This window comes from Glycomyces sp. NPDC048151, assembly GCF_043202775.1.
Lineage (GTDB): Bacteria > Actinomycetota > Actinomycetes > Mycobacteriales > Micromonosporaceae > Glycomyces.
In genome coordinates this window covers 202,741-225,213 of the sequence record NZ_JBIDBB010000009.1, presented here as the reverse complement: position 1 = coordinate 225,213, position 22,473 = coordinate 202,741, and the positions used below count along the sequence as shown (strand labels likewise).

The following is a 22,473-nucleotide window of genomic DNA, read 5'->3' as shown; positions in this document are numbered from 1 at the left end:
CGAACCCGTACCAGTCCCCGCAACCGAGGTGATCCCCCATGGGCGAGCCGGTCGGCATCACGCCATCGCAACTCGAACAGGCCGAACAGCAGTTGAAAGACCAGCTCCCGGCCGCGCAACAGCTCCAGGGCAAGGCCGACGACGAGGGCCTCGACATGATGGCCTGGGGCGTGCCCGGCCTGTTCTTCTCCCCCGGCTACTACCAGATGCTCGGCGAGCTCCGCGAGATGTTCGAGATGACCGTCGAGGGCCTCGAAGGTCACGCGACGCGCCTCAAGGAGTGCCGCGAGGCATGGCAGAACATCGACTTCGAGAACGCCAAGGAGTTCTCGAAGTACGACCCCGAGGGCATCGGCGACAGCATCCAATGGGGCGGCTCGACGTTCACCCAGAGCGACGGCAGCTTCGACATGTTCGAGATCGGCGAATCGAAGAAGCAGTCCTACGCCAAGCCGGTCTTCGGCGTCATGGACATCGGCGAGAAGGTGCAGAAGGTCGGCAAGGCCGAGAACGCGGGCGAGCTCGTCGGCGCCGTCGCCGAAGTCTCCAACTCCGTGCTCGGCACGCTGAACGACTTCGCGCAGGCCGCCACCGACCCGCTCATGTTCCTCATCTCGGCCGGACTCGACTTCGCGGTCTCGTTCATCCAGCCGGTCGACGACCTCGTCGGCATGGTCACCGGCAACGGCGAGCGGATGAACGCCGAGATCCAGCGCTGGGACCCCATCAAGGAGGGCCTGCCGCCGATCGGCGAGGCGATCGCCAAGGTGCCTGAGGAAATGCTCACCGAGTGGGCCGGGAAGGACGGCGACGCCGCCCGCGAGAAGATCGCCCAGTTCGCCGAAGCCGTCATCGACGTGGGCGACAAGATCCAGGTCATGCAGGGACTGCTCCAGCTGACGGAGATGATCGCGACCCTGATCCGCAAGACGCTCCTCGACATCATCTCCAAATGGGCCAGCAACGCCATCATGACCTGGGCGGCCGCGGGCCCGCTCTCCGCGGTGACCTTCGGCGGCGCCGCCGTCGCCGCCATGCTCAACATGATCCGGACCGCGATCCAGTCGATCGTCCTGGCGCTCAAGCGGTACAAGACCGCCGTCGATGCGTTCCTGCAGGCGCACACCATCCTCGGCCGCGTCGTCGAGGCCCTCGCCAAGGCCGCCCACCCGCTGTCGGAGGCCGGTATCAAGTCGATCGGCATGGTCGGCAACCTCGCCGGAGCAGGGGGTCCCTCGGACTCCTCGATCATCGACGGGCTCAACGGCTAGATGCAGTCCGGACACGGGTTCACCGGGCCCGACGACATCGACTCGACCCCGCAGGCGGCCTACCGTGACGCCGCCGGACGGCGCCACGAAGCACCGGGCGCACCCGCGATGCGCTTCGATTCGATCCCCGATTACCGCGAGGGCCGCTCCGCCACACTCGCGCCCAGCGCCGGGAGCGGCCTCGTCGACGTCCTCGTCTGCACAGCCGCGTCCTTGGACGCCTGCGGGATCCTGCTGCTCGACGGCCGCCCGATCGCCGCAGGGGACGGGCGCTACCAGTTCGAGATCGCTCCCGGACGGCACCGCCTTGAAGTGCAGGGCTACGACGCCGCCTCCACCGAGTTCACCGTCGCGGCAGGCGAAACAGCGCATTTCACGACCGGCCAGAGCGTCGCCGTCCGCAACCAGGTCGACTACCGGACGCAGCTGTACCGGGTCAAAGACGCCACCGACCTCATCCCGGTCCTCTCCCAGCGAGCCGCCAACCAGTCGGGCATCGGCTGCCTCACCGCGGTCGTCGGCATCCTGCTCATTGTCGCCTCCGCCGTCACCTCGCAGTTCGCCGAGAGCACGGCCCTTGAGATCTCCTTCGCTGCCGCCGTGTTCATCGGGCTCACCGCACTCATCACCGGCACCGCCCTCGCCTTCCGCACGACCGGACGACTCCACAAGCGCGCCAAGGCGAACCGTCTCACCGTCGCCCGGGTCGCTCCCGCCGCGGCACCGCTGACCGGCCCCGCCGTGGCGTTCCCGTCCCCGTACGACGCCAAGGAATGGTCCTCCGGCCGCACCGTTCGAGGACCGCTCATGGTCTTCGACCTCTACCTCTACCGGCTCGCCCGCCGCGCCAACGGCACCGCCGCCTACACCGGGACCGGCGAAGACCTGGCGCTGGCGCACGCCGCGGGCGTGCGCGCCTGGATCGACGGCACCGAAGTGCCGAGCGACTGGGCCGCCTGGTACTACCCGCTCGCCGCGGGCGAGCACCGCTGCCGCGTCGTCTACGGCGACGACGAGGCCGAACTCGACTTCGCCTTCAAGGTCGCGTCCGTCGCCGACATGACGGTGATCCACGTGCCGGTCCGGGTCTTCCGCGTCCTGGACGAACTCGCCGGCACGTTCACCGACCTCCGCCCCGAGATAGCACAGTGGACCGCCAAAGCTCCGCAGAGCGATGTCGGCGCGTTCGTCAACGCCGACAACAAGAAAGCAGCCGATTGGGTCCCCGCCCGCCGCTGGCTCGCCGAATGACCGTGTGCTGCCCGGTTTGCGAAACGGCTGTAATCTGAGATTCCTCCTTGTGACTCCGCGATACATCAGATGTTCGAAGCGTTGAACTGAACCCGGGGCCGCATCGTTGACACACGCAGAGGAATACGACGTTGTCTGACAGCTCTCTCTGACCAGTACGGCTCCGACATCGACAGCTACCCGGAACCCGAGACTCCCGGCGCCGCAGAGAGCATCGCCGAGCGCACGCCGGTCGTCAAGAGCCTGTACAAGACCACCAACGACATCATCGACGCGAACAGCAACGACCAGGGCTTCGGCTCTGACGCGGCCACGATCTCAGGCGACATCGCCGTCCTGGGCCTCGAAGCCGCCTTCGCGATCAAAGATCCCCTCTACACGCTCGCCCAAGCCGGCCTCTCCATCGTGCTCGCCCTGGTCGAACCGCTCGACGACATGATTCAGATGGTCTCCGGCGACCCGGACGAGATGGCGCGGTCCGAGGAGCGCTGGGGACAGATCGCCACCGCATACAGCGCATTCGGTGAAGAGATCGGGGCGAGCGTCGAGAGCGACATCCCGACCTGGGCAGGCCAGGACGCCGATGCGGCGCGCGACCAGATCGCGGCCCTCGGCGCGATCGTCCAGGGAGTGTCGACGGACGCACAGAAGGTACAGTCACTCCTGGCCTGGGCCAGGACGCTGGCCGAGACGATCTACGCCGTCATCAAGTCGATCCTGGCAGAACTCGTCTCGTGGCTGCTCACCAACGGCCTCGTCGCGCTCGCCCTCAGCCCCGCCACATTCGGCTCCTCGGTGGCGGGATTCGTCGTCCGGGCCTCTATCAAGGGCTCGATGATGTTCACGAAGGCGTTGAGCAAGCTGCAGAAGGCGTTCAACATCTTCGGCAAGATTGGCAAGGCCCTCTTCAAGATCCTCTCGAAGACCTCGTACCGCGGCAACCCGGCGAAGAAGCTCTGGAAAGAGGTCATGATGAAGGCGCTCATCGGTGGCGGCCTGGGCGCGATCAGTCCGGCTCTCAACGCGCACTCGACCTACACCTCCATCCGCGGCGAGTCCGGCTGGATCGACGGTGGCAGCAGCGCCCCCGGCCAGATCTCGGTGGACCCCGCCGAACTCGACCAGCTCAAGTCCAGCCTCGAAACACATGCGGGTCGAAGCGAGTCCCTCCACCAGGCGGCGCAGGACGCGGCGGTGGCAGAGATGACCTGGGGCCTGCCCGGCGTGATGGGAATGGAGAGCGCGTACCAGGACAGCTGCGACGCGATCGACGAGATCGGTGGCGACATCACCAACGCGCTCAACGGCAACGCAACCAAGGTGAGCCAGTGTGCGGAGGACTATCGTGCCGCTGACGAGGAGATGGCGAGCGCATTCGACTCCATCGGCAGCGACCTCAACTGAGACGGCGGTAGTGCATGGCAAAGCAGCGGAAGCGCCCCGAACCAGCGCCTTACCGTCGATTCAACCCGCTGGTCGATGGCGCAGCTTGGTTTGCATCGCAGGCCCGCAATCCCGGTGAAGGCCTTGCAGCCTACGCCGAAGGCGGCATCCAGCGGTTCAACGTGAAAGGCAGGCTTTCGGACGGCTCGCGGTCCTGGCTCGCAGTCGTGGCGCTTCCGCTGGCGGCCTTGATCGTCTTCGGCAGCGGGGGCAACATCAGCCTCACCGGCGACTCGCGTAATCCGGTTCCACCGCGGGTGATCGCGTTCGGCCCACGGCCCTCATGCCGAGCGATCATCGACCCGAAGGACCCCGAACTCACCGCGGCCCCGGGACTGTGGGTGTTTACGGATCACCGGATCGCCTACGCCCGCTTCGCTCCTGGTATTGCTGACGCGGACGAGCGAAAGCGCATGACCCGCCGGCTCGGAGCGGAAGCCTTGCCGCTCGAACCAATCACCCCATCGATCGAGTTCCAGGTCGGGCTGCGAGAAGTTCAGTTCGCAAGAGTTCAACACCGGTTCGGCCGCAAGTTCACTCCCCGTGAGGCTGTGTACGACCGGGTCCTGCTCAGCGACGGTTCAGGGTTCGACTTCATCGCTGGGACGCTGCCCACGGCGATGATGCCGCAGCACAGCTGAGCGGCCAGATCGGCCTTTCACTCTTCACACAGAGAGCAGGAGCGGCATCGACAAACCGATGCCGCTCCTGACTAGTTCCTTACGCGTAGGGGTCTTCTTCTTCGTTGCCGATGCCCCAGACGTCTTCGTCCTCGGTCAGCCAGGTGCCGGCTTCCTGTTCGCCCTCACCCTGGCCCATCGGCCCGCGGCCGCCACCGGCGCCGCCCATCATGCCGCCGGCCATACCGCGGCCACCACCAGCGCCCATGCCCTTGCCCATGCCCTTGGGGCCGCCGGCACCCCGGCCGCCTGCGCCGCGACCACCGCCCGCGCCGGCACCGCGGCCGCCACCGGCGCCGCCCATCATGCCGCCCATACCGGCACCCATGGCGCCGCCGAGGCCGCCGCCGCCCAGACCGCCACCGGCACCGCCGCCGACACCGCCGCCAGGGCCACCGCCGAGGCCGCCGCCACCGAGACCGCCGAGACCGCCACCGCCGGAGGCCAGACCACCGGAGATGTCGTCGGGGTCGGGGACGTTGGACTCCCACGGGTTGTCGTCGTTGAGGCCGCCCGTGTCGATGCCCGGGTTGTACTTACCGGGGTCGGTACCGACGTTCGGGGGCGTGTCAGGCGTCCCGAGGTCGCCGGAGAAGTCGCCCGGCGACTGAGCCGAAGGCATGTCGCTCATGCCGCCGGGGATGCTCGGCGATCCGGGAGGACTCGGGTTGGTCAGGTTCGGCGGCTGCTCCAGCTCCTCGCCTTCGGTGATCGCCGGGGGCTTACCAGGTGTGGCGTCGTACTCGGTCTCGTTGACGCCGCCTTCCTGGTTGGTCTTGCGCACGGAGATGTCGTCGGCGGTTCGCTCCGACGCGGACTTGAGGGCTTCCGCCACGTCCTCTCGCTCGTAGAAGATCCAGTCGTCGAGTTCGCCATCCGCGATGGATTGCGCTTCGGCCTGGTCCATGCCGTTCTGCACGAGGTAGTTGACGCGTCCTTGCCGCCACTCGTCGGCCGAGACGAACATTTCCTCGCCCCAGTTGGTGTTCCCGTCACCGGTGCCGCCGTCAGCGGCGCCGCCGCCGAACCAGAAGGCCGCCTTCTCGTCGTCCATGATCTCGCAGTCACCGGAATGCCACGGGGGACGGAAGTGGATCTTGGCTTCGCCGCAGCCGCCGTTCTTGACGTAGTACTGCGGCTCGGGGAAGGGGATATGTCCCGTGTCGCCGCCTTGCTGCGTGAAGATCTCCTGGCCTGCTTGGTCCAACGAGGTTGCCACGCTGTCGATCTTGTCGACGGTGTCGAAGACCAGGGTCTTCAACTCGTCATTGGTCTCGATGAAGGAGTCGAAGTCGTCACCGGTCCAGAACTTCGAGAGCTGCTCGATGTTGTACTTGTGCCGCTCTTCGAAGTCGCTCAGGTCTTTGCTGACTTCCCGCCAACCCGTGACCATTGGTTCGATGGCGTGGTTTTCGCTCGGCCTGATGGCCGCGAGAACGGCCTGAAATGTAGCGTCGCTGGGGGCGGCGTAGCGGTGTCCGGAATTCTCCAAAGCAAAGCTCTGGCCACCCCTGTAGACGCCGGCCATCAATGATTCCCAGTCAGTGTCCGCCTGGGCGCGTCCCAGCGAGCATCCGTCCGAGTGACACCTTGTGGTCTGCTCGTAGTGCTTTGCTTCGTGCTCTTTCGGACCCTCGTGGGTCTCGACCTCTTCTTCCGCCATAGTGGGGTGCTCCTCTTGATCAGGACTCGATCTGGCTACTGACTGCCTCGAACATCGTGGTGATGTACTCGTCCGCAACCCAATTCACCAGTTCGGTCCGATCGAACGCAAGAGCTGTGCGCGCGTCGATCTCTTCCTGGCTCAGTCCGTACCGGGCCGCAGCGGTCTTTTCCGCATCCGTCGGGATTGTCAAGTAAGCCTCGACAATGTAGTTTTCCGTACGGGCATCGACGATCATCGAACCCGCAGCGCCCGAGCGCTCGCCGACCGTCCCAAGAATCGCGTACGCATGCGCCTGGTCCCACGCACCATCGAGATCCTTGTCGACCACGAGGTCATCGGCGGTGAGATCTTCGACGTTCGTCTCAACGTTGTCTCGATACCAGCCGTCCTGGCGCATCGACCACATGTCGTCGACGTGTTCGGCCGAGTTCCCGGGGAAGACACTGAGGTGGACCTGCATCCAGTGGGTCGTGCCGTCCGTGTCGGGAATCTCGATCTCGCCTCGGCAACCGACCGCTTCAGCGTTAAAGGCAGTACCCATAGGGACATGATTCGGTCCCTCCGCATACGTCGTGGCGGCGGCCTTGTCTCGGATCGGGTCGAGAGGAAGTACCTCGCACATGTCCCAGCTCGAGACCTGTTCGGTGACGTCGGTGAACCCGCCTTCAGAGGAGTCTCCTCCGTTGTCCGAGTCGCCTCCGCCGGTCAGTGCCGAACAACCGGACAGCAGTACCAGAGCGGTTCCCGCTAGGCCCGCCGAGAACACCTTCATACGCTGCTTGAACATGCCTGGACTGGTTCCTCTCTAGTATCTGCGCCGGAGCGGCCGGATCACAGTTCGTCGTAGTAGTTGGTCGTGGGTGCTTCGGCCGGGACGGACTCCCCGACACTGAGATACTGCTCGATCTCGGTGACGTTGGAGTCCTCGGTCTCCGCGTTCTGCTTGACGATCTCGTCCAGCGCTTCCAGCATCTTCTTGATGGTCACCTTGATGTTCTGCACATCGGTCCAGGTCGACGCGAAGCTGGTCTGGTACTCGGTCTTCTTCCCGTCGACCCCTTCGAGCCCGAACGCCGGCATGTAGCTGAGGTCGCCGTCGCGCATCCGGGGAATGATCTGCTCCTCGATGAAGTCGAGGTCAGCCTTGAGGATCCGCTGGAAATCGGCGACGGCTTCCGGATCGAACTCGCGCTGAGACATCGGGACTCCTTGGGGGAGGTAGGGGCTCCAGTAGGCGGGACTGGCTTGGATTTCAGGTTATCAGGGGCTCGCAACCCGTACAGTCCAGGCAAAACCGCGGCAGAAATACAGCTCAGACGGGCTGACGGGCTCAGCCCGTCCCGTCTGTCGATAGCACGCGCTCGACGATCCTGCTCGACTCGGCTGCGGCCTCGGCTCGGGCGGCTTTGATCGTTACCAGGATCTCCTGCGACACGGCCGAGGGCTCCTCGATGCCGAATACGTCAGTGCGGTAGAAGACCACGTCGAGAAGGTTGCCGTCGAGGCCGACGAAGACCCGGCAGAGTCCGGTCTCGGAGACCCTCTCGAAGACGCGGCCGCTCTCGGCCGCGAGCTCGGCCTGGATTCGTTCCGTCCTGTCCAGGGATTCGCGCAGCATCCGGTTCGGATCGATCATGCCTGCCCCTCTTCCTTGATCCGGGTGATCGCCCGGTTGACGTCGAGCGCGGCCTCGTCTCGGAACGCCACCGCGGTGTTCCAAGCTTCGACCATCGCCGCCGAGAGCGCCTGCGGGCTGCGGGCCGCTACGGCGATCTGCGTGAATTCCAATTCCTGCGGCTCACCGTCGAAACCGACCACGAAACGGGTCGAGCCCGCCTCGTCCCAGCCCTCGAACCGCTGCTCGGTGATGTCACCGACGGCCTCCTGCAGCGCGCTCGTCTGGGCTGTGAGCGCCGCGAGTTCGTCTGCAGAAGGAAGTGTCTCGACCTGGGCCATGGCGGCGTCCCGCATGTGCGGCGGCAGCGAGTCCGCCGCCTCGCGCATGAAGGCCAGCTGCTCCTCATGGCTGCCTCCAGCCGGGAACTGCCAGCGCGCGGCGATGGCGGCGGCGTCCTCTGGCGAACCGCCGGGCAGGTACCGGTCCTCGTACGGGTCGTCGTAGTACTCATCGTCGTCGTCTTCGTGGCGATCAACCATGGCTACTCCTTGCGCTGGATCGGTTTCGGTTTGGCGAGGCCTTTGGTTATCCACCATGGCGGAAGCGAACCGCCCAGGAAGTCCGGGTAGTCGTAGCGAGTGATCATTCGGATGAGGGCTTCCGTGAAGGTGGCACCGTCTCTGTGCAGCTGGCCTTGTCTGGAGTCGTAGATCTGGCCGTCGTCACCGACGAGGATGAGGCCGAGTCCGTCATCGGCATCGGCTATCGGGAAAATCGACGCGCCGATCGACTCCCCCACGTTGTTCACGAGTTCGAGCAGGTCGATCGGGTCGCCGTAGGGCAGGAACGCGATTCTTGAGCGGCCGTACTTGGCGCCTGGAACCTTGGGCTCCTCGCGGTCGATCTTGATGCCGTGGAACCTTTGCAGGATCTCGACGGCGTAAGGGTTGCAGGTGAACCCCTCAGCCACCAGACGGTCGATGGTCGCACTGGGGTCGACTCGGCGGTCCGGGTCCCACCCCGACATCTGCAGCGCGGCCCGTACGTACTCGTTCGCCCAGAGAGGCCCAAAATCAATCAGCATAGGTAACTCCGAACTGGTTCAGTACGTGCGCGCAGGTGCCGCATGGCGGGTGGGCGGAGCGGTAATCGTTCGAGTTCGCTCCACGGTTCTTCATCGTGGCGATGACGCTGCCGCGAACGTCGTTGCGACTGGGTTGCGCCGCGTTGAGGGCGCCGATCTCGGCACAGTACCCGTGCGATCTCGACTGCTCGTCCAATGGAACCCTGTCCAGCGCTTCTTGGACGGCCGGGTCATTGATCCGCTCATGACGCACGCTCGGGCCGTAGGTGATGTTCCCGTTGGGGTCGACCATGGCCGCGGTGGTGCGCGGGTCGAATTCCGAGCGTGGGAGGTCTTGCTGCTGGCAGTAGGAGTCGACGGCGGTCCGGGCGAGGTCGCTCGGGTTCGACGGCAGCGGGCCGGCCTGGTAGGCGCCGATCGAGGTGTCCAACGGGAGGACGTCGGTGGTGCCCAGCGACATCGCGAACCCCTGCAGTTGGGCGCTCGCCCCGGCGTCCTGGCCGTTCAGGGCCACCAGGCCTGAGATGAGGGCCGAGGTGTACACCCCGGCGATGCTCCAGTAGGCCGCGATGACCGCCGGAGCGCCATAGCCCGCGTTGGCGGCCTGCTGGTAGTGGCGCGGTCCGGGGACGACGAACGGAACGTCCAGGACTTTGAAGCCCGCTTTCTCCGCCATGTCCTTGCCTTGGTCGAGGCCTTCTGCGGTCGCCTTCATGGTCGTGCCGAGGACCTTGAGGGCATTGCCCGCCGCCTCGGTCATGACCCGGTTGGTGTTGGCGGTAAGTGCGAGTCGGTCGACTTGACGCGCTAGGGCCTCTGCGTCGTCGCCCTTCCACATTCTGCCGCTGGAGCTGTCCGCCGTGCCGCGGAAGTTGTCGATCTGCTTGGTGTACGCGCGACGGGCCGCTTTGACGTCGTCGGCGGCTGCCGTGAGGTCGCCGCCGAAGTCTTCGAGCTTTCCGGGCTTGGAGGCGGTGGCCTGCTGGAATGTCGGCATGTTGCTCCTACCTGTCGAATTCCGTGGCGAGGTCGTTGAGGTCCTTGGCGGCGGCTTCGTCGGCGTCCGCCCAAGTGTCGGCGGCGCGCTTGATCAGGTCGGTCTGCGTCTCGATGCTGTCCTTGAGCGAGGTCATGGCCTCTTCGAAGCGGTCCGAGAAGTGCTTCGCGGCTTCACCGGTGAAATAGCCGCTGTTGCTCTGGTTGGCAGTGTTGGCGCCACGGCCGACTTTCGGAGTCATCGCGGTCATTTTCGGGGCGGTGGCCCGAGTCTTCTGGGCACCGGTGCGGAGTCCGTCCGGGTCGACCAGGATCTCACTCAACGACAGGCTCTTTCAGGGGCGAAGGGGATCGCAAGGGGTGGGGGGACAACCGGACCTCCACGTCAGTCAGGTGTTGTGAGCGATCAACATGTTACCGAAGTGGCACCCGCTGTGGGGTTCCCTATCTGTATGCCTTTGGGGCACAGGCGCGATCAGCGAACGCCCGGTCGAAGTCGGTGTCTCCGGTCGCGAGCCGCAGGCTGCGTGGATCCACAGCGAGCGCCACGGCGGTCAGCGGGTGTGGATCTCGACTCCGGAGCCGTCGTGGAAGCGGATACGGAGGTAGACGGCGTCACCGCGGGTGACCCGGTCCTCGTAGGTGAACTGGGCCGCGGGGACCTCGACGACCGTGTCCATGAAGACGCTGAGGTCGAGGGAGCGCTGCAGACCGCCTGGGCGCTTCTTCGCCGACTCGATTCGGTCGGATGCGAACGCGAAGCGCTGGTGCGTGAGGATCCAGACGCCGCTCCTGTGCGGGCCGGTGCCGAGCAGCTGAGCGGCTCGGCACCCCCGGCCGTCGCCGAAAGCGATGAGGCCGGGCGGGTAGCCCTCGAAGCGGCGGAGTTCCTTCCAGTAGGGCACTCCCCCGGTGACGATTCCGATCGGGCTCGCCAGTTTTGCTGCGGCCCAGCCGATTCCGGTCGCGGTACGCCAAAGCGGAGACGGGAAGCCGCGGATCTCCGAGCGGTAGTTCCCTCGGCCGGTCGGGGCGTAGGCCCGCAGGGTCTCGCCCTCCTTGAGCCATTGGCCGACCACCAGACTGCGGGCGTCCTCACGCAGGTCGTACTCGCGACCGGTCATGTCAGGCTCCGAGTTCGCTCATGAGCTTGTTCAGCGCGTCGGCCTGTTCTTCGTCGCAGGCGGCATAGTCGCTGCGGCAGTCGCCGATGCGCATCGCGTGTCCGTCGAACGCGGCACCGATCTCGCCGATCGCCTCCTGCAGGCCCTCGGCTGTGGACGAGTAGTGGCCGTCGAGCCCGACCCAGCCCGGCACGCCCCAGGTCATCTCTTCGGCAAGCACTTCCCCTGCCTGGGAGCTGATCCCTTCGGCCTGGCCTTTCAGCCCTTGAAGCGCGGACTGCAGGCCGTCGAGCTCATCCAGGTCGACCGCCACTGCCCCGGTCGAGCCTCCGCCTCCACCTCCGCCTGTGGGTGCTGCAGGAGAGTCGAAGAAGTCGCCGATCGCCTGCGACGCATTGCCCATCAGGCTCACGCCGCCACCGATTCCGGCTTTGATGAGTACGCCCTTCCAAAGCGAGTAGTTCAGGCTGTCGCGGATGCCGAACGGCTGTCCGGCGGTGACGTGGAACGGACCCTTGCGGTTGAGGGCCTGGTCGAAGAAGACGCGCAGGATCTTGCCGAAGATCCCTGTTGCGTGCTTGACCTTGTTCATGGCGCGCAGGAACATCGAGGTCGCCTTGTAGAACGCCGACAGCACGAACGTGGCGACGCTGGCTCCGAACGACCACGGCCCGGTCGCCAGTGCGATGAGGCCGCGGGTGATGAGCCAGGAGACGAGCTCGGCGAGGATCGACTCGATCACGGCTTTGATGGCCTCGGCGAGCATCCGGCACCAGCTGACGATCTGTGCCACGTTCGATGCTTCGTTGGAAGCGGCGGCGATCGCCGCCGACAGCGCGTCCAACTGCTCTTGGGCGGCGGTCGCGGCCTGGCCCTGCCATTGGGTGAGGTTCTCGCCGACAGCGGAGCTCGTGTCGGAGGAGAGGGTGGTAAGCGAGGTTGCGACCTTTCCCCATGCCTCCTCGACCTTCTTCATGTCGTCGGGGGAGCCAGAGACGTACTCGATCGCGTCGTTGAAGGGTTCGACGAGTTCGAGAACGATGCTGAGCCCGGCCGAGGCGAGCGCGTAGACGGGGTCTTTCATGGCCATGAGGCCTTCGGTCGCGAGTCCGAGAACTTCACCCGGGATTGCCGCGGCGGAGGAGAGGCGGTCGTCGCCGGCGATGGTGCCCCAGATGTTCTGCGCGAGGCTGGTGCCGGTGGTCACGACTGGAATGCTCGACATGTTCCTGCCTTGTAGGTGGGGGGCTTTCGTTTTCCGCCAGCCTACTGCTGTTCATCTAGCCCAGGGTTAGTACGCGTCTAGACACTTTCGTACATGACGGCGTGTCGCACTTGACCGCTTCTGCGTCGTGTGTCAACCTCGGGACACGTGCGAAGCGCACGTTGATGAACCAACTGAATACGGTCCGGTGGGCCGCCTTCTCCAACGCCAATCGAATCGGCGGCCCACCTTCACAACCAGGAAGGCGAGCCTCCCATGGCACAGACCACCCTACGCGAAAACAGGCGTAGCGCAACTCATCAAAACGCGACGATCGTGAACCAGGCACGCATGCGCGTCCTGGTCCAGGAACCGTTCTACCAGCACGATCGTCTCGGCCCTGGCGCTCCGCTGACCGCGATCACCGGTCAGGGCGAAGGCAACGGCTACTACGACTGGGCGGGCCGCCGCCTGTTCCTCGCCGACGGCGAGCCCGACCCGATGTGCCCCGGCGCGTACCGGTACCAGCACAACCCCGACGCTTGCGACCTCGAAGCACCCGACTCCGACCCCCGCAGCCCTCGCTACGAACCGATGCACCTGCGCCACAGGCCCGGCGACACCTGGATCATCGACTCGAACCGCCCCCACGACCCGTTCGACCCCGGCCCGTACGGCTCCCCGGGCTGGTACAAGGACGAACGCACCGGCCGCCACCGCCGCGACGAAACCCCCGACCCACTCCCTGCCGAGAACTGGACGAACCCCGGCAACGCCTGGTATCCCGGGACATCCGACTGGCCCGAACCCGAACCGCCACAACAGGAACCGCCACGCAGGAACGGCCGTTGCAGCGGTGGCGGTTCGGACCGTCCCCCGCCCACGACCGGCACCGGCTGGCGGCCGGTTCCCTCCGATCCCGAGGACGACGACGGCGGCCGCTCCGCACGGCGTTTCTGGGACCGTGGCGGATCGGGCGACTCTGATCCGCGCGATGCGGGCTGGATCAGCGGATCGTGCGAAGTCGACCGGCAAAGCGGAACGGACACCGGTGGCGAGTTCCGGTTCTCCAAGCCCCGCGAGGACGCGTTCGATCGGTTCATCGTCAAGTCCGCCGAACTGCGCGCCGCGCACTTCGCACCTGAGAAGCCGTACTTCCGCGAACGCCTCGTGTGGGCGCTGCGGTGGGTCGCGTGGGTGGTCGGACTCGGACTGGTCGCGATGCCCGAGCCGTTGGCGACGAGCGGGTGCAGGCCCGGACCGGGTACCGCTCGATCGGTTGCGCCGCAATCGTTCCCAGCGCCCGAGGAAATCGCGGTGATGCGGCTGGAACACGCGCCCCGACTGGTCACAGTGCGGGAAAGCGCTGGAGCGGCAAATCCGGAGCACGCGCCCCGGCCCGGGGCCGCGATCGCCGCCGCGATCGGGGGTGCCCGCGCCGCCCGCAAGGTCATCGCCGAACGCCAGACCCGCACGAGCGACGATCTGGCTGCGGCCGTGCGCGACAGCGCTGCGCACTGGCGTGTGCGACCGAGCCAGAAACGCCCCAGGCTCTCGCCCAGGCCCGCCCCCAGGTCCGACTACGTCACCGCCTGGGAACTTGCCTTTGACCACGCCTTCGACACCGGCCGCATCCTCATCCTCGGCATCGGAGGCACCGCGTGACAGAGCACCCCAGGGACTCCGAAACCATCATGATCAGCGAGCGGGCGCTGACCTTCGCCGTCATCCCGGTCCAGGCACGCGTCCGCATCACCGACCACCACGACGCGGCCATCGGCTCTGTCATCCGCCTCGACTCCGACCACCCGGCCCTGTGCATCTCGGCCCCGATCGAAGCCGACTGGGCCGGGGTTCACTGCACACTCCTCATCGCCGAGGCCGCCCGCATCTGGAACGCGACCGTCCGGAACTGCGACAACTAAACCAACCACGACAAGAGGTGCGCCGCCGGGCAGTCGCCCGGCGGCGCACCAGCCGAGTTAGCACCCGGAAGTCGCGGAAGGCTATCGATCGCGAAGACCCCAAGCCGCACTAGGCAGGTACTGCACGAAGGCGGTGACGAGTGCGATGCGGTCGGGCACGGTGGCGAGGCGCAAAGGTTCATGGCGCGCGGCGTAGCACCACTTGCCGTCGAGCACCAGCACCGTCCTGGCGGGGATGCCGGTGTTCAGGAGCGAAGAGCGCACCCCTGCGTCGAGAACGAGTGCCATGTACGCGGGATCGGCTCCCAGCACGGCGAACTCCCGGTCGAAGTCTGAATCTCCGGTCGCGAGCCGCAGGCGGCGGTGGATCCACAGCGAGGCGCGCATCCTGTGGCGGCGTGTGATGAGCAGGGGCCCTGCGGTGCCGGGCAGGCTGATCGCGACCGCGTCGGCCCAGTGGTAGTCCAGCGCCATGCCCAGGGCCGTGCGGGGCCGCGCCCGGCGCGGGTTCCCGTTCCGGATGCCGTGCTGCACGACCCAGTGGCCCGTAGTCGGCCGGTAAAGCAGCAGCTTGACGTTGTCCTCGAACGGCGTCGCCGCGATCCCCGCGAACAGCTTGGCGTCGGTACCCTCAAGTCCTTGTCGTCTCCCGGTGGCGCGTACCGCGTCAGCGTCGTCCACCAGCGTGAATCCGTGCTCGCCCGCCCATCGCGGAACCTCGCGTGTCTGCGCGGCGATGATGCGGGCCCGTCGCCCGTAGGTCACGGCGACGGCGACCACGAGTGCCACCAGCAACGCCACCACGACCGCGTTGAACACCGCCGTCCCGTCGATCTCCATACTCACACCATTCCATCCGAAGTCTCGCGCAAGGTCATTCGGGGATCAGCCCGTCGAAGGCCTCCTTGATCTCCTGGTCAACCGCTTCCCAGTCCTCAGCGCTCGCTTTCAGCTTGTCGGCCGAGCCGCTCAGAGCGGTCTCGCAGAGCTCGATCTGCCCGGTGAGGTCGTTCGCGGTCTGCTTGTACCGGTCCTCGAACAACAGCGCACAGATACCCCAGGTCAGCTCTCCGTCGGTGGTCTCGCGGGCGACGTCGGCGATGTGGGTGGCATCGGTCGCGAGTGGCCGCAGCTTGGTCTCTGCGTCGGTGATCGCCTGGATGTCGGCGACGATGATCCCCGCCTCGACGACGGAGGTGGAAGACGGCATGGCCGTGTCGGAGTGCCCGAGGGTGGAGAAGAGCGGTTGCGCCGCGTTGCCCGCAGCAGTGGCGACCGCGCCGCCTGCGGTGAGCAGCACGCCCTTCGTCATAGAGAGTGTCTGGGATCCTGAGATCGCGATGCAGATGTCGGCGAACTTGTTGGCGATCTTCATGGCGTTCTTGGTGAAGCCGAGCGCTTTGAACATCGCCGAGATGGCGTCGCCGACCATCTTGCAGATGGCCGCGGCGACCGAGCTCCCGAAAGTGACGACGGCACCGGCTGCGCCCGCGATCGCGGACTCGATGAGCTTGGTGATCAGCCAGCTGATCACCCACTTGATGGCTTCCTTGATGAGTTCCGCCATCGTCTGGGCCAGACCCAGCAGCTGCTCAATACCGCCTGTGTTCTTCCCGAGCGCGTCAAGTGTCGCCGCGAGATCGTCGAGCTTCGTCTTCGCGACCTGCCCGTCGACGGTCGACCAGCCGTCGATCTCGGGAATGACTTCAGCAGTGTCGCCGGAGAGCTGTTGGAGCGCTTCCCCGATGCGACCCCAGAGGTCGATCTTGTCGCGCATGCCGCCTGGGTCGCCGCTGACCATGTGCAGCAGGTCTTCCAGTGGCTGGACCAGCGCCAGGACGATGTCGAAGCCCATCGAGACGACGGTTTGGAGTGCCGCGGACGGCGAGCCGAACGATCCGATCTTGGCGGCGAAGTCCAGGAGCGTGCCGGTAATGCCCACACACGAACCAGCGATGCTCGCCGCGTCGCCTTCGCCCATGGCCCAGATGTTGCTGCGGATGCTCTCGAGGTGGCTGAGGCCGGGCGCGGACATGATCGCACCGACAGGCCGGATGTCACCGGTCGCATTGTCGGCCGTTTCTTTCCAGTCGTTCGTATTGGTATCGATCTTGATGGGCTCGTGCTCGGTCATTACGACTCCACGGGGGTAGTGGAAACAAGACCAACACAAACTACCAAGAATCGGCCCGCGGGCTATGCACTCGATTTTCGCTCGGCCAGGTCAGTGGGCAGGAGAGAAGCGGTGCTGTTCCGGCTTTCGCAAGTAGCCGAGGTAGAAGCTGTCGGTCTTGCCGCTGAGGAGTCCGAGCAGGAGCTCCGTGGCCGTGCCGGGGAGGAACTCCCATTCGCCGCCTCGGGCGATGTCCACGGCGATCCGCCAGGTCGCAGGGTCCTGGCCGGGGACCGCGATCCAATGGAGGTAGTACCCGAGACCTGAAGAGGCCCAGAGGATCGGCTCGACGCCGTGCTCGTCGAGTACTGCGGGTTTGCTGCGCTCTTCCGGCGGGTCTTCGGCTTCGAACTCCCAGATCTCGTCGAGGCCCGCGCGGCGCTCCCGGTGCATGGCGATCTGGTCGTAGCTGGGGTGGGAAGCGCCCGGCGCGAGGAGGAGGGTGTCGTTGCCGATCAGGCCCGGACCGAGGGTGTCGAGCAAAGCCCGGAAGTCGGCGGGGATGGTCGCGCCGAGCGCGTCGCTGGCGGCGTCCCAGTCGAAGGCCGGTCCTGTGTAGCGGGGCGCGCCGAGGAGGGCGCGGAGTTCGTCGAGGTCGGTCATGGGTCAGGCGTAGAGGTCGTCGCCCTCGGTGAGGCGGGCTATGTCGGTGGCGACTTGTTGGTCGACGGTGCCGCCAGTATCGATGGCGGTTTGGAGGCCTGCGATGAGGCCGTGGAGGGTGCCGCGGAGGTATTGGAGGTTGCGCCAGGTGGTGGCGTGGAAGTCGGCGTATTCGACGGCGGCGTTCTCAGCCGCGCCGGGGGCGGTGCCGAAGGCGGGGGCCTTCTTCAGGTCGCCTTCGGAGAGGGACGGGATGATCTCGTTCTCGAGCTCTTCGAGGAGTTCGGCGAGGAACTGCCGGTAGCGCTCGAGGGCGGCCGGGTCGAATGCGCGCGTGGACATGTCAGGGTTCCTTCTCTACGCGTAGGGGTCGTCGTCTTCGTTGACGTAGCCCCACATGTTCTCGTCCTCGACCAGGTCGACGTCGGGTTCGCGGTCCTTGTCCTCGGCGCCCATGCCGCGCCCGCCTGCCATGCCGCCGCCTCCACCCATCATGGCGGTCGAGGAACGGGGACCGGCCTGCGCGGCCGCGGCGGCGCCCGCCGCCGTTGCGCCGAGGGCCGCGCCTCCCATCGAGCTGCCGAAGGATGCGCCGGAACCCGTTGCGGCGGTCGACGGTACGGATCCGCCGCCGAAGCCGCCGCCCCCGCCGACACCGGAACCGCCGGAGGCGAGGCCGCCGCTCGGGTCCTCTTCGTCCGGGTCGGGTTCGGGAGCGGGCTGGTCGGGTTCGGGGGTCTCGCCCGCGGGCGGGTCGAGGGAGGGGTCTTCGCTGGCCATGGGCTGCGCGGTGGCGGCGGGCTGCTCCATCGGCGGGGGTTCGAGGTTCATGTACGCGGGGTCGGCGGTCGCCGGGTACTCCTTGTCGCTGCGCACGGTGCGCACGGAGCGGTCCTCCGCGTCGGTGTCCGTGCTGCGCTGCTGAATGTCCTCATTGGACGCCGATTGGCGGGAGTCGTACGCGCCCCAGCTCGATTCGACGAGGGTCCCGTAGTGCTCCATCGCGTCGGCTACGGCGAGCTCCTTGGCCTCCACGACGGTGAGGCCCTTCGAAGGGTCGAGGCCGTCGCGCTCGATGTTCACCGGGCTCGCGTAGTAGTCGATGTAGTGGAGGATGCGCTCGTCGATGTAGTCGATGATCTCGGTCGCCAGCTCGGGTTCGGCCCCGCCGAGCGCGAGCACGTGCTCGGCGTCCTGGCAGGTGTACTCGATGCAGTCGCCGTGCCACCAGGCGGGCCTGACGTGCACGGACACCCAGCTGTGCCAGTCGCCGTCGATCCAGAACTGCGGTGCGGGGTAAGGGATCTCGCCCGAGTCGCCGCCTTGTATCGAGTACAGCGACTCCTCGGTCGACTGCAGGTTCGCGACCGTCGCGTCGATGTCGTCGATGAGGTCGTCGACGAGCTCGCGGGTCTGCGTGCAGGCCGATTCGAAGGCCTCGAAGTCGGTGCCGGACCAGCCCTCGGCCAGGTCGTTCAGGTTGGACTTGAGCCGCTCGGACCAGTCGGCGAGCTTGCCGGTCACGTTGTCGTTCCAGGCGTTGCGCAGGTGCTCGAGCGAGTGCGCGTCGGCGTACTCGGGGCGGACGGCCGCGACGGCGGCGCGGAAGTCGGCCTCGGTCGGGAACGCCATCCCGGCTTCTTTGGGGCGCAGGCGGTACAGCTGCCGCTCGACCGGCACGGCCGACATGAGCTGCTGCCAGTCCTTCTCGGCCGGGTGCTCGGTCGGGTTGCCGCAGTTCGCGTTCGAGCACGCCGGGCGGATCGGCACCGGGACGATGCCGGTGTTGTCCGGCGGGGGCGGGGGCGGCGGCGCGGCCCCGCCGACCGCGACGTCGCCGAAGGCGGGGGCGCTCAAGGAGGGGGCGGCGGCGTCGAGTCCGTCGTAGGACTCGATCGAGTTGTCGCTCATCGACACGCACCTCGCGGCTTCAAGGGGGACCGGTTGCGTTCACGGTAGCAACAGGACGCCAGGAAAGTGAACCGCCGAGAGGTCACTCCTTGGGCGGGACGTCGTCCTTCGTCTCCCAGTACCGGCCGGTGACCGCTCGCCGGAGCCCGCCCCGGACGTCGGCACGGGGCGCGGCCGGAGGTTCGGGTTCGCGTGCGGGGCCGAGCCGGTCGATCTTGCAGTGCCACAGGTGCAGGACGGGGCGTTCGGGGTCCGGCACCGCCGTCACTGTGACGGCCAGGTCGATCCGGGCCACTTCGCCCTCGCCGAGGTTCACTGTCGCCGCCGCCGAATGCGGTTCGTGCGCCTCGCCTTCGACCGGGAGCGGCGACGCCGGAGTGCGCACGTCGAGCCGGTGCGTCCCCGGCGGGACCTCCAGCCACATGCGAGTCCACAAGGCCCCCACCGGAACCCCGTCCAGGAGGACTTCAGGCGGCGGCACGGCGTACCGGTGCCGGATCGGGACGATCTCGCCGATCGCGTTGAGCGCCTTGGCCTGCTTCCCGTCGATGCGGACCCGGCCCTCGGGTAGTTGTTTTGCCAGTTCGTCGGAGGCCAAGTCCGCCTTCAGGAACCGGGCGTCGAGGAGTACCGCCGCGGCTCCGCCCGCCAGCGCGGGCAGGTCGCCGTCGGCGTCGAGGACGAGCGGCGCGGCCGAGCCCGGCGGGGCGAACGCGCGCGAGTCGAGCGGCGGCTCCGGTTCGAGCCGGTTGTAGCGGGCCCGGGTCCACAGCACCCGGAACCCCCAGAACGCCAGCGCGCCCGCCCAGATCACGGCCCCGGCGGGGATCGCGATGCCGACCGGGACGCCGGAGTAGCCGAGCGCGGCCGAGAGCGCGGCGCCGACGAAGAGGGCGAGCATGAAGACCAGGAAGCTCTTGCGCTCCTTGGCGTTCGCAGGGAGGTACTGGTAGTAGTTCAACCTCCCGCGCGGCCCGATCGTGTGGCCGTGGAGGCCGCGGAGGTTCCACCGCAGTTGGTCCTCGCCGTAGGCCCGGTGGGATTCGCCGGTCATGCCGATGTAGTCGAGTTTCGTGGTCTTCCCGGCTTCGATGGCGAAGGCCCGCCAGGTCCGGGAGTGCTGGCTCTGCACTTGGATCAGGTGCCGCCCGGCGGGCAGGGGCAGTCTGATGCGGCCCCAGCCCGTCGCTCTCGGCTCGCCGTCGATGAGCACTACCGGGACGAGGCTCGACCGCAGGTCGCTCCAGACGGCGATCGGGTCGCCCGCCTTCCGGCGCTCGGAGACGTTCACCGCGGCTTGGGCCGGGGTCTTGTCGGTCGCGCCGCCGCAGTAGCCGACCCGCAGGTCCAGCTCGCCGTCGCCGGTCGCGGGCGCGCCGACGGCGGTGATCTCCCAGCCCGGCCGCGGGGGCTTGAAGGTGGGGCTGGCCGTCATGACCAGTCCAGGTCTTCGGGGTTCTTCATCGACTCGGGTGCGTTGTCCTCCCACAGCCAGTTCAGCAGTGAGTCGGGGGCCCCCAGGAGCGGCCCGCCGCCGTCGTATCCGGCCTCCCAGCCTTCGTCCTCGCCCTTGTAGGTCGGGAACGCCGTCGAGGCCGCTTGGGTGAGGTGGCTCGCGAGCGCCCAGCCGCTCTGCAAGGCGCCCGTGGCGTGCCGTCCGCCCGAGGTCATCGTGGCCGCGTTGAGGCCGTAGACGAGGAGCCCTTCGATCATGTTCGTCAGGCCCGCACCGGCGATGTCCAAGGGCGACACCTGGTTGCCCTTGGCCTTCTGGAACGCGAACGTGAAGATCGACATCGCGCCGGTGATCGCCGCGCACCCGGTCGAGATCGAGATGAGCGTGGCCTCGAAGCTCTTCGCGGTGGCGAGGAGCGCGGCGGCGGTGACGTTGGCGCTGGCCATGATCGCGGGGGCGCCGACTGAGGAGACGACCCCGGCGAGGGCCGCCGCGTAGGCCCCGAAGTACACGACCATGATCGCGGTGGCGGCGGTGAGGAAGAGCCAGAAGACGGTGAGCATGACGGCGAACGCGAGGAGCTGCGCCCCCACGAGGTAGGCGTTCACGGCGAGCTGGGTGAGCTGGGCCTTGACGTCGGCGGAGGCGGCCTTGAACGCTTCGGCGTCGTCGCCGGACCAGTTCCCGTCGTTGACCTTGTCGACCTCGGCCTGGAGCGCTTCGACCGCTTCGAGGTTCTTCTCCGCCAGGGCGATCCAGGCCCCGGCGCCCTTCATGATGTCGCCGGGGTTGCATTGGTTGAGGTAGACGACGGTGGCCAGTGCCTGCGTGGAGAGCCCGAAGGCGATCGCGGGGGCGGCGATGCCGATGGCGCAGCTCTTGATGACGGCGTTGTACTCGCCGGCCATCGCCTCCCCGGCTTCCATGATGCTCTGCCCCGTGGACATGTCCCCCTCCGCTCCTATCCGTTCGCGCCGAACGCGGTGGCGCAGGCTTCGTCGGTGTCGTCCATATCCTGCGCGCACGCGTCAAGTGCGGCGTTGACCTCGCGGAAGCATGCGGCGGCTCCGGCCATGGACTCGGCGACGGTGGACGTGGCGATGGAGTACGCGGCGGCCATGGGGAGGGTGACGGTGGTGTAGAGGCCGCGGTCGATCTCGCTCATGACCTGCAGGTACTGGTCGGTGCTCTCCAGGATCGGGACGACGTTGGCCTCGATGTCGGCTCCGAGCTGACGGACGAATTCGCTGTCGAAGACGCGGGTCATCGTTCTGCCTTTCGCTGGATGCTCTCGCTGAGCGCCTTGATGTGCTGGGCCATGTCGCCGGTGGTGCGGGCGGCGCGGTCGGCGGCGGCCGGGGCCGCTTCGGTCTTGCGGGCGAGGTCGGCGGGGAGGGCGGCGCGGGCGCGCTGTTCGGCGGCGGCGCGCAGGTCGTCGCGGGCGCGGGCGATGAGGTCGGTGAGGGCTTGGCCGAGGCCGTCGGTGCCGCGCTGGCGGGCGGCGGGTTCGATCCAGACGCGGGCGACGGCGCGGTCGGCGCCGGTGGTGACGGAGAGGTCGCCTTCGTCGCTGTGGACGGTGATCTCGAGCTGTTCGGGGTCGGGTCGGGCACGGGCGGTCTGGGCGGCGCGCATGGTCTTGAGGACGCCGTCGAGGTGTCCGGCGAGGGCGCGGTCGTGCTCGGGATCGCGACTGAGGGTGCCGGTGGGGCCGATGGGGCTGGTGTGTCCGTCGATGCCGAGGCGGCCGCGCATCATGGCGGCGAAGGCCTCGTAGCCGCCGGTGGCGGCGGCCTGCTGGAGTTCGCCGATGGCCTTGATGCCGTTGGCGACGGCGGCGTCCGCTTCGGCGCCGGGGCGCGGGAGCCGGGCGGCGAGTTCGGTGACGAGACGCGCGATGGTGCTGGGGGGTTGGCGGAAACCGGCGGCCGTCACCGCGACGATGATCTTGTCGTCGTCGAGGCGCAGCGTCACATATTCATCGATGTCGGTGAAAATCTGGCCGGGTTCGGTCACAGCGGCGGCTCACTTCGGTGGACGTCACCACGACAATACCGAACAAACCCGG

25 protein-coding genes are annotated in these 22,473 nt (G+C 67.3%); 6 read left to right on the top strand and 19 right to left on the bottom strand.

The features are described from left to right. The first annotated feature begins 38 nt into the window (after positions 1–38). The 4 genes from ACGGCP_RS22415 to ACGGCP_RS22400 all read left to right on the top strand — a co-directional run bounded on the left by ACGGCP_RS22415 (position 39) and on the right by ACGGCP_RS22400 (position 4,606). Entirely contained in the window at positions 39–1,271 is a 1,233-nt protein-coding gene (locus ACGGCP_RS22415) for a hypothetical protein (protein ID WP_392969335.1), read from the top strand. Further along, positions 1,272–2,522: a hypothetical protein gene (locus ACGGCP_RS22410; protein ID WP_392969333.1), complete on the top strand. Its 1,251-nt coding sequence runs from the start codon at positions 1,272–1,274 to the stop codon at positions 2,520–2,522. A gap of 405 nt (positions 2,523–2,927) precedes the next feature. Next, on the top strand, positions 2,928–3,926 hold the full coding sequence (locus ACGGCP_RS22405; RefSeq protein WP_392969331.1) for a hypothetical protein: 999 nt from the start codon (positions 2,928–2,930) through the stop codon (positions 3,924–3,926). Positions 3,927–3,940: 14 nt separating this feature from the next. Next, positions 3,941–4,606, top strand: a complete 666-nt coding sequence (locus ACGGCP_RS22400; protein ID WP_392969330.1) for a hypothetical protein — start codon at positions 3,941–3,943, stop codon at positions 4,604–4,606. A gap of 79 nt (positions 4,607–4,685) precedes the next feature. Here the strand turns inward: ACGGCP_RS22400 and ACGGCP_RS22395 are convergent, their stop codons facing one another. The 10 genes from ACGGCP_RS22395 to ACGGCP_RS22350 form a co-directional block, all read right to left on the bottom strand. Continuing rightward, positions 4,686–6,308: a hypothetical protein gene (locus tag ACGGCP_RS22395; protein WP_392969328.1), complete on the bottom strand. Its 1,623-nt coding sequence runs from the start codon at positions 6,306–6,308 to the stop codon at positions 4,686–4,688. Between the two features lie 19 nt (positions 6,309–6,327). After that, entirely contained in the window at positions 6,328–7,098 is a 771-nt protein-coding gene (locus tag ACGGCP_RS22390; protein WP_392969327.1) for a hypothetical protein, read from the bottom strand. Positions 7,099–7,142: 44 nt separating this feature from the next. Next, positions 7,143–7,511 carry a hypothetical protein gene (locus ACGGCP_RS22385; protein WP_392969325.1) on the bottom strand — a complete coding sequence of 123 codons (369 nt, stop codon included), beginning with the start codon at positions 7,509–7,511 and terminating at the stop codon, positions 7,143–7,145. Between the two features lie 130 nt (positions 7,512–7,641). Further along, positions 7,642–7,947, bottom strand: coding sequence for a hypothetical protein (locus ACGGCP_RS22380; RefSeq protein ID WP_392969323.1), 306 nt, complete (start codon positions 7,945–7,947; stop codon positions 7,642–7,644). Continuing rightward, positions 7,944–8,468: a hypothetical protein gene (locus ACGGCP_RS22375; protein ID WP_392969322.1), complete on the bottom strand. Its 525-nt coding sequence runs from the start codon at positions 8,466–8,468 to the stop codon at positions 7,944–7,946. The genes ACGGCP_RS22380 and ACGGCP_RS22375 overlap by 4 nt, the downstream gene beginning before the upstream one ends. Before the next feature lie 2 nt (positions 8,469–8,470). Further along, positions 8,471–9,013 (bottom strand): SUKH-3 domain-containing protein, encoded by a 543-nt coding sequence (locus ACGGCP_RS22370; RefSeq protein WP_392969320.1) that lies wholly within the window; start codon positions 9,011–9,013, stop codon positions 8,471–8,473. Continuing rightward, a complete protein-coding gene (locus ACGGCP_RS22365; RefSeq protein WP_392969318.1) occupies positions 9,003–10,010 on the bottom strand; it encodes a hypothetical protein in 1,008 nt (335 codons plus the stop codon). Before ACGGCP_RS22365 ends, ACGGCP_RS22370 begins: the two co-directional genes overlap by 11 nt. Before the next feature lie 7 nt (positions 10,011–10,017). Next, positions 10,018–10,332, bottom strand: a complete 315-nt coding sequence (locus ACGGCP_RS22360) for a type VII secretion target (RefSeq protein ID WP_392969315.1) — start codon at positions 10,330–10,332, stop codon at positions 10,018–10,020. 231 nt (positions 10,333–10,563) lie between these two features. Then, a complete protein-coding gene (locus tag ACGGCP_RS22355; protein WP_392969312.1) occupies positions 10,564–11,133 on the bottom strand; it encodes a hypothetical protein in 570 nt (189 codons plus the stop codon). Between the two features lies 1 nt (position 11,134). Next, the gene (locus tag ACGGCP_RS22350; protein WP_392969310.1) at positions 11,135–12,358 is read right to left on the bottom strand and encodes a hypothetical protein; all 1,224 of its coding nucleotides are present in this window, start codon (positions 12,356–12,358) and stop codon (positions 11,135–11,137) included. 315 nt (positions 12,359–12,673) lie between these two features. Here ACGGCP_RS22350 and ACGGCP_RS22345 point away from each other — a divergent pair, with 315 nt between their 5' ends. Both ACGGCP_RS22345 and ACGGCP_RS22340 read left to right on the top strand, forming a co-directional pair. Continuing rightward, positions 12,674–14,002, top strand: a complete 1,329-nt coding sequence (locus ACGGCP_RS22345; protein WP_392969308.1) for a hypothetical protein — start codon at positions 12,674–12,676, stop codon at positions 14,000–14,002. After that, on the top strand, positions 13,999–14,262 hold the full coding sequence (locus ACGGCP_RS22340; RefSeq protein WP_392969305.1) for a hypothetical protein: 264 nt from the start codon (positions 13,999–14,001) through the stop codon (positions 14,260–14,262). Before ACGGCP_RS22345 ends, ACGGCP_RS22340 begins: the two co-directional genes overlap by 4 nt. Positions 14,263–14,343: 81 nt before the next feature. On the opposite strand, the gene ACGGCP_RS22335 is transcribed toward ACGGCP_RS22340, so the two are convergent. From ACGGCP_RS22335 to ACGGCP_RS22295, 9 genes are all read right to left on the bottom strand, one after another. Beyond that, entirely contained in the window at positions 14,344–15,102 is a 759-nt protein-coding gene (locus ACGGCP_RS22335) for a hypothetical protein (RefSeq protein WP_392969302.1), read from the bottom strand. Positions 15,103–15,136: 34 nt separating this feature from the next. After that, entirely contained in the window at positions 15,137–16,396 is a 1,260-nt protein-coding gene (locus ACGGCP_RS22330) for a hypothetical protein (protein WP_392969299.1), read from the bottom strand. A gap of 90 nt (positions 16,397–16,486) precedes the next feature. Then, a complete protein-coding gene (locus ACGGCP_RS22325; protein WP_392969296.1) occupies positions 16,487–17,038 on the bottom strand; it encodes a hypothetical protein in 552 nt (183 codons plus the stop codon). A gap of 3 nt (positions 17,039–17,041) precedes the next feature. After that, positions 17,042–17,380: a hypothetical protein gene (locus ACGGCP_RS22320; protein ID WP_392969293.1), complete on the bottom strand. Its 339-nt coding sequence runs from the start codon at positions 17,378–17,380 to the stop codon at positions 17,042–17,044. Between the two features lie 15 nt (positions 17,381–17,395). Next, positions 17,396–18,949 carry a WXG100 family type VII secretion target gene (locus ACGGCP_RS22315; RefSeq protein ID WP_392969290.1) on the bottom strand — a complete coding sequence of 518 codons (1,554 nt, stop codon included), beginning with the start codon at positions 18,947–18,949 and terminating at the stop codon, positions 17,396–17,398. Between the two features lie 82 nt (positions 18,950–19,031). Next, positions 19,032–20,384, bottom strand: a complete 1,353-nt coding sequence (locus ACGGCP_RS22310; protein WP_392969287.1) for a hypothetical protein — start codon at positions 20,382–20,384, stop codon at positions 19,032–19,034. After that, positions 20,381–21,352 carry a hypothetical protein gene (locus tag ACGGCP_RS22305; RefSeq protein ID WP_392969284.1) on the bottom strand — a complete coding sequence of 324 codons (972 nt, stop codon included), beginning with the start codon at positions 21,350–21,352 and terminating at the stop codon, positions 20,381–20,383. Before ACGGCP_RS22305 ends, ACGGCP_RS22310 begins: the two co-directional genes overlap by 4 nt. A gap of 14 nt (positions 21,353–21,366) precedes the next feature. Beyond that, a complete protein-coding gene (locus ACGGCP_RS22300; RefSeq protein WP_392969283.1) occupies positions 21,367–21,672 on the bottom strand; it encodes a hypothetical protein in 306 nt (101 codons plus the stop codon). Continuing rightward, the gene (locus tag ACGGCP_RS22295) at positions 21,669–22,421 is read right to left on the bottom strand and encodes a hypothetical protein (RefSeq protein ID WP_392969280.1); all 753 of its coding nucleotides are present in this window, start codon (positions 22,419–22,421) and stop codon (positions 21,669–21,671) included. The genes ACGGCP_RS22300 and ACGGCP_RS22295 overlap by 4 nt, the downstream gene beginning before the upstream one ends. Positions 22,422–22,473 lie beyond the last annotated feature (52 nt).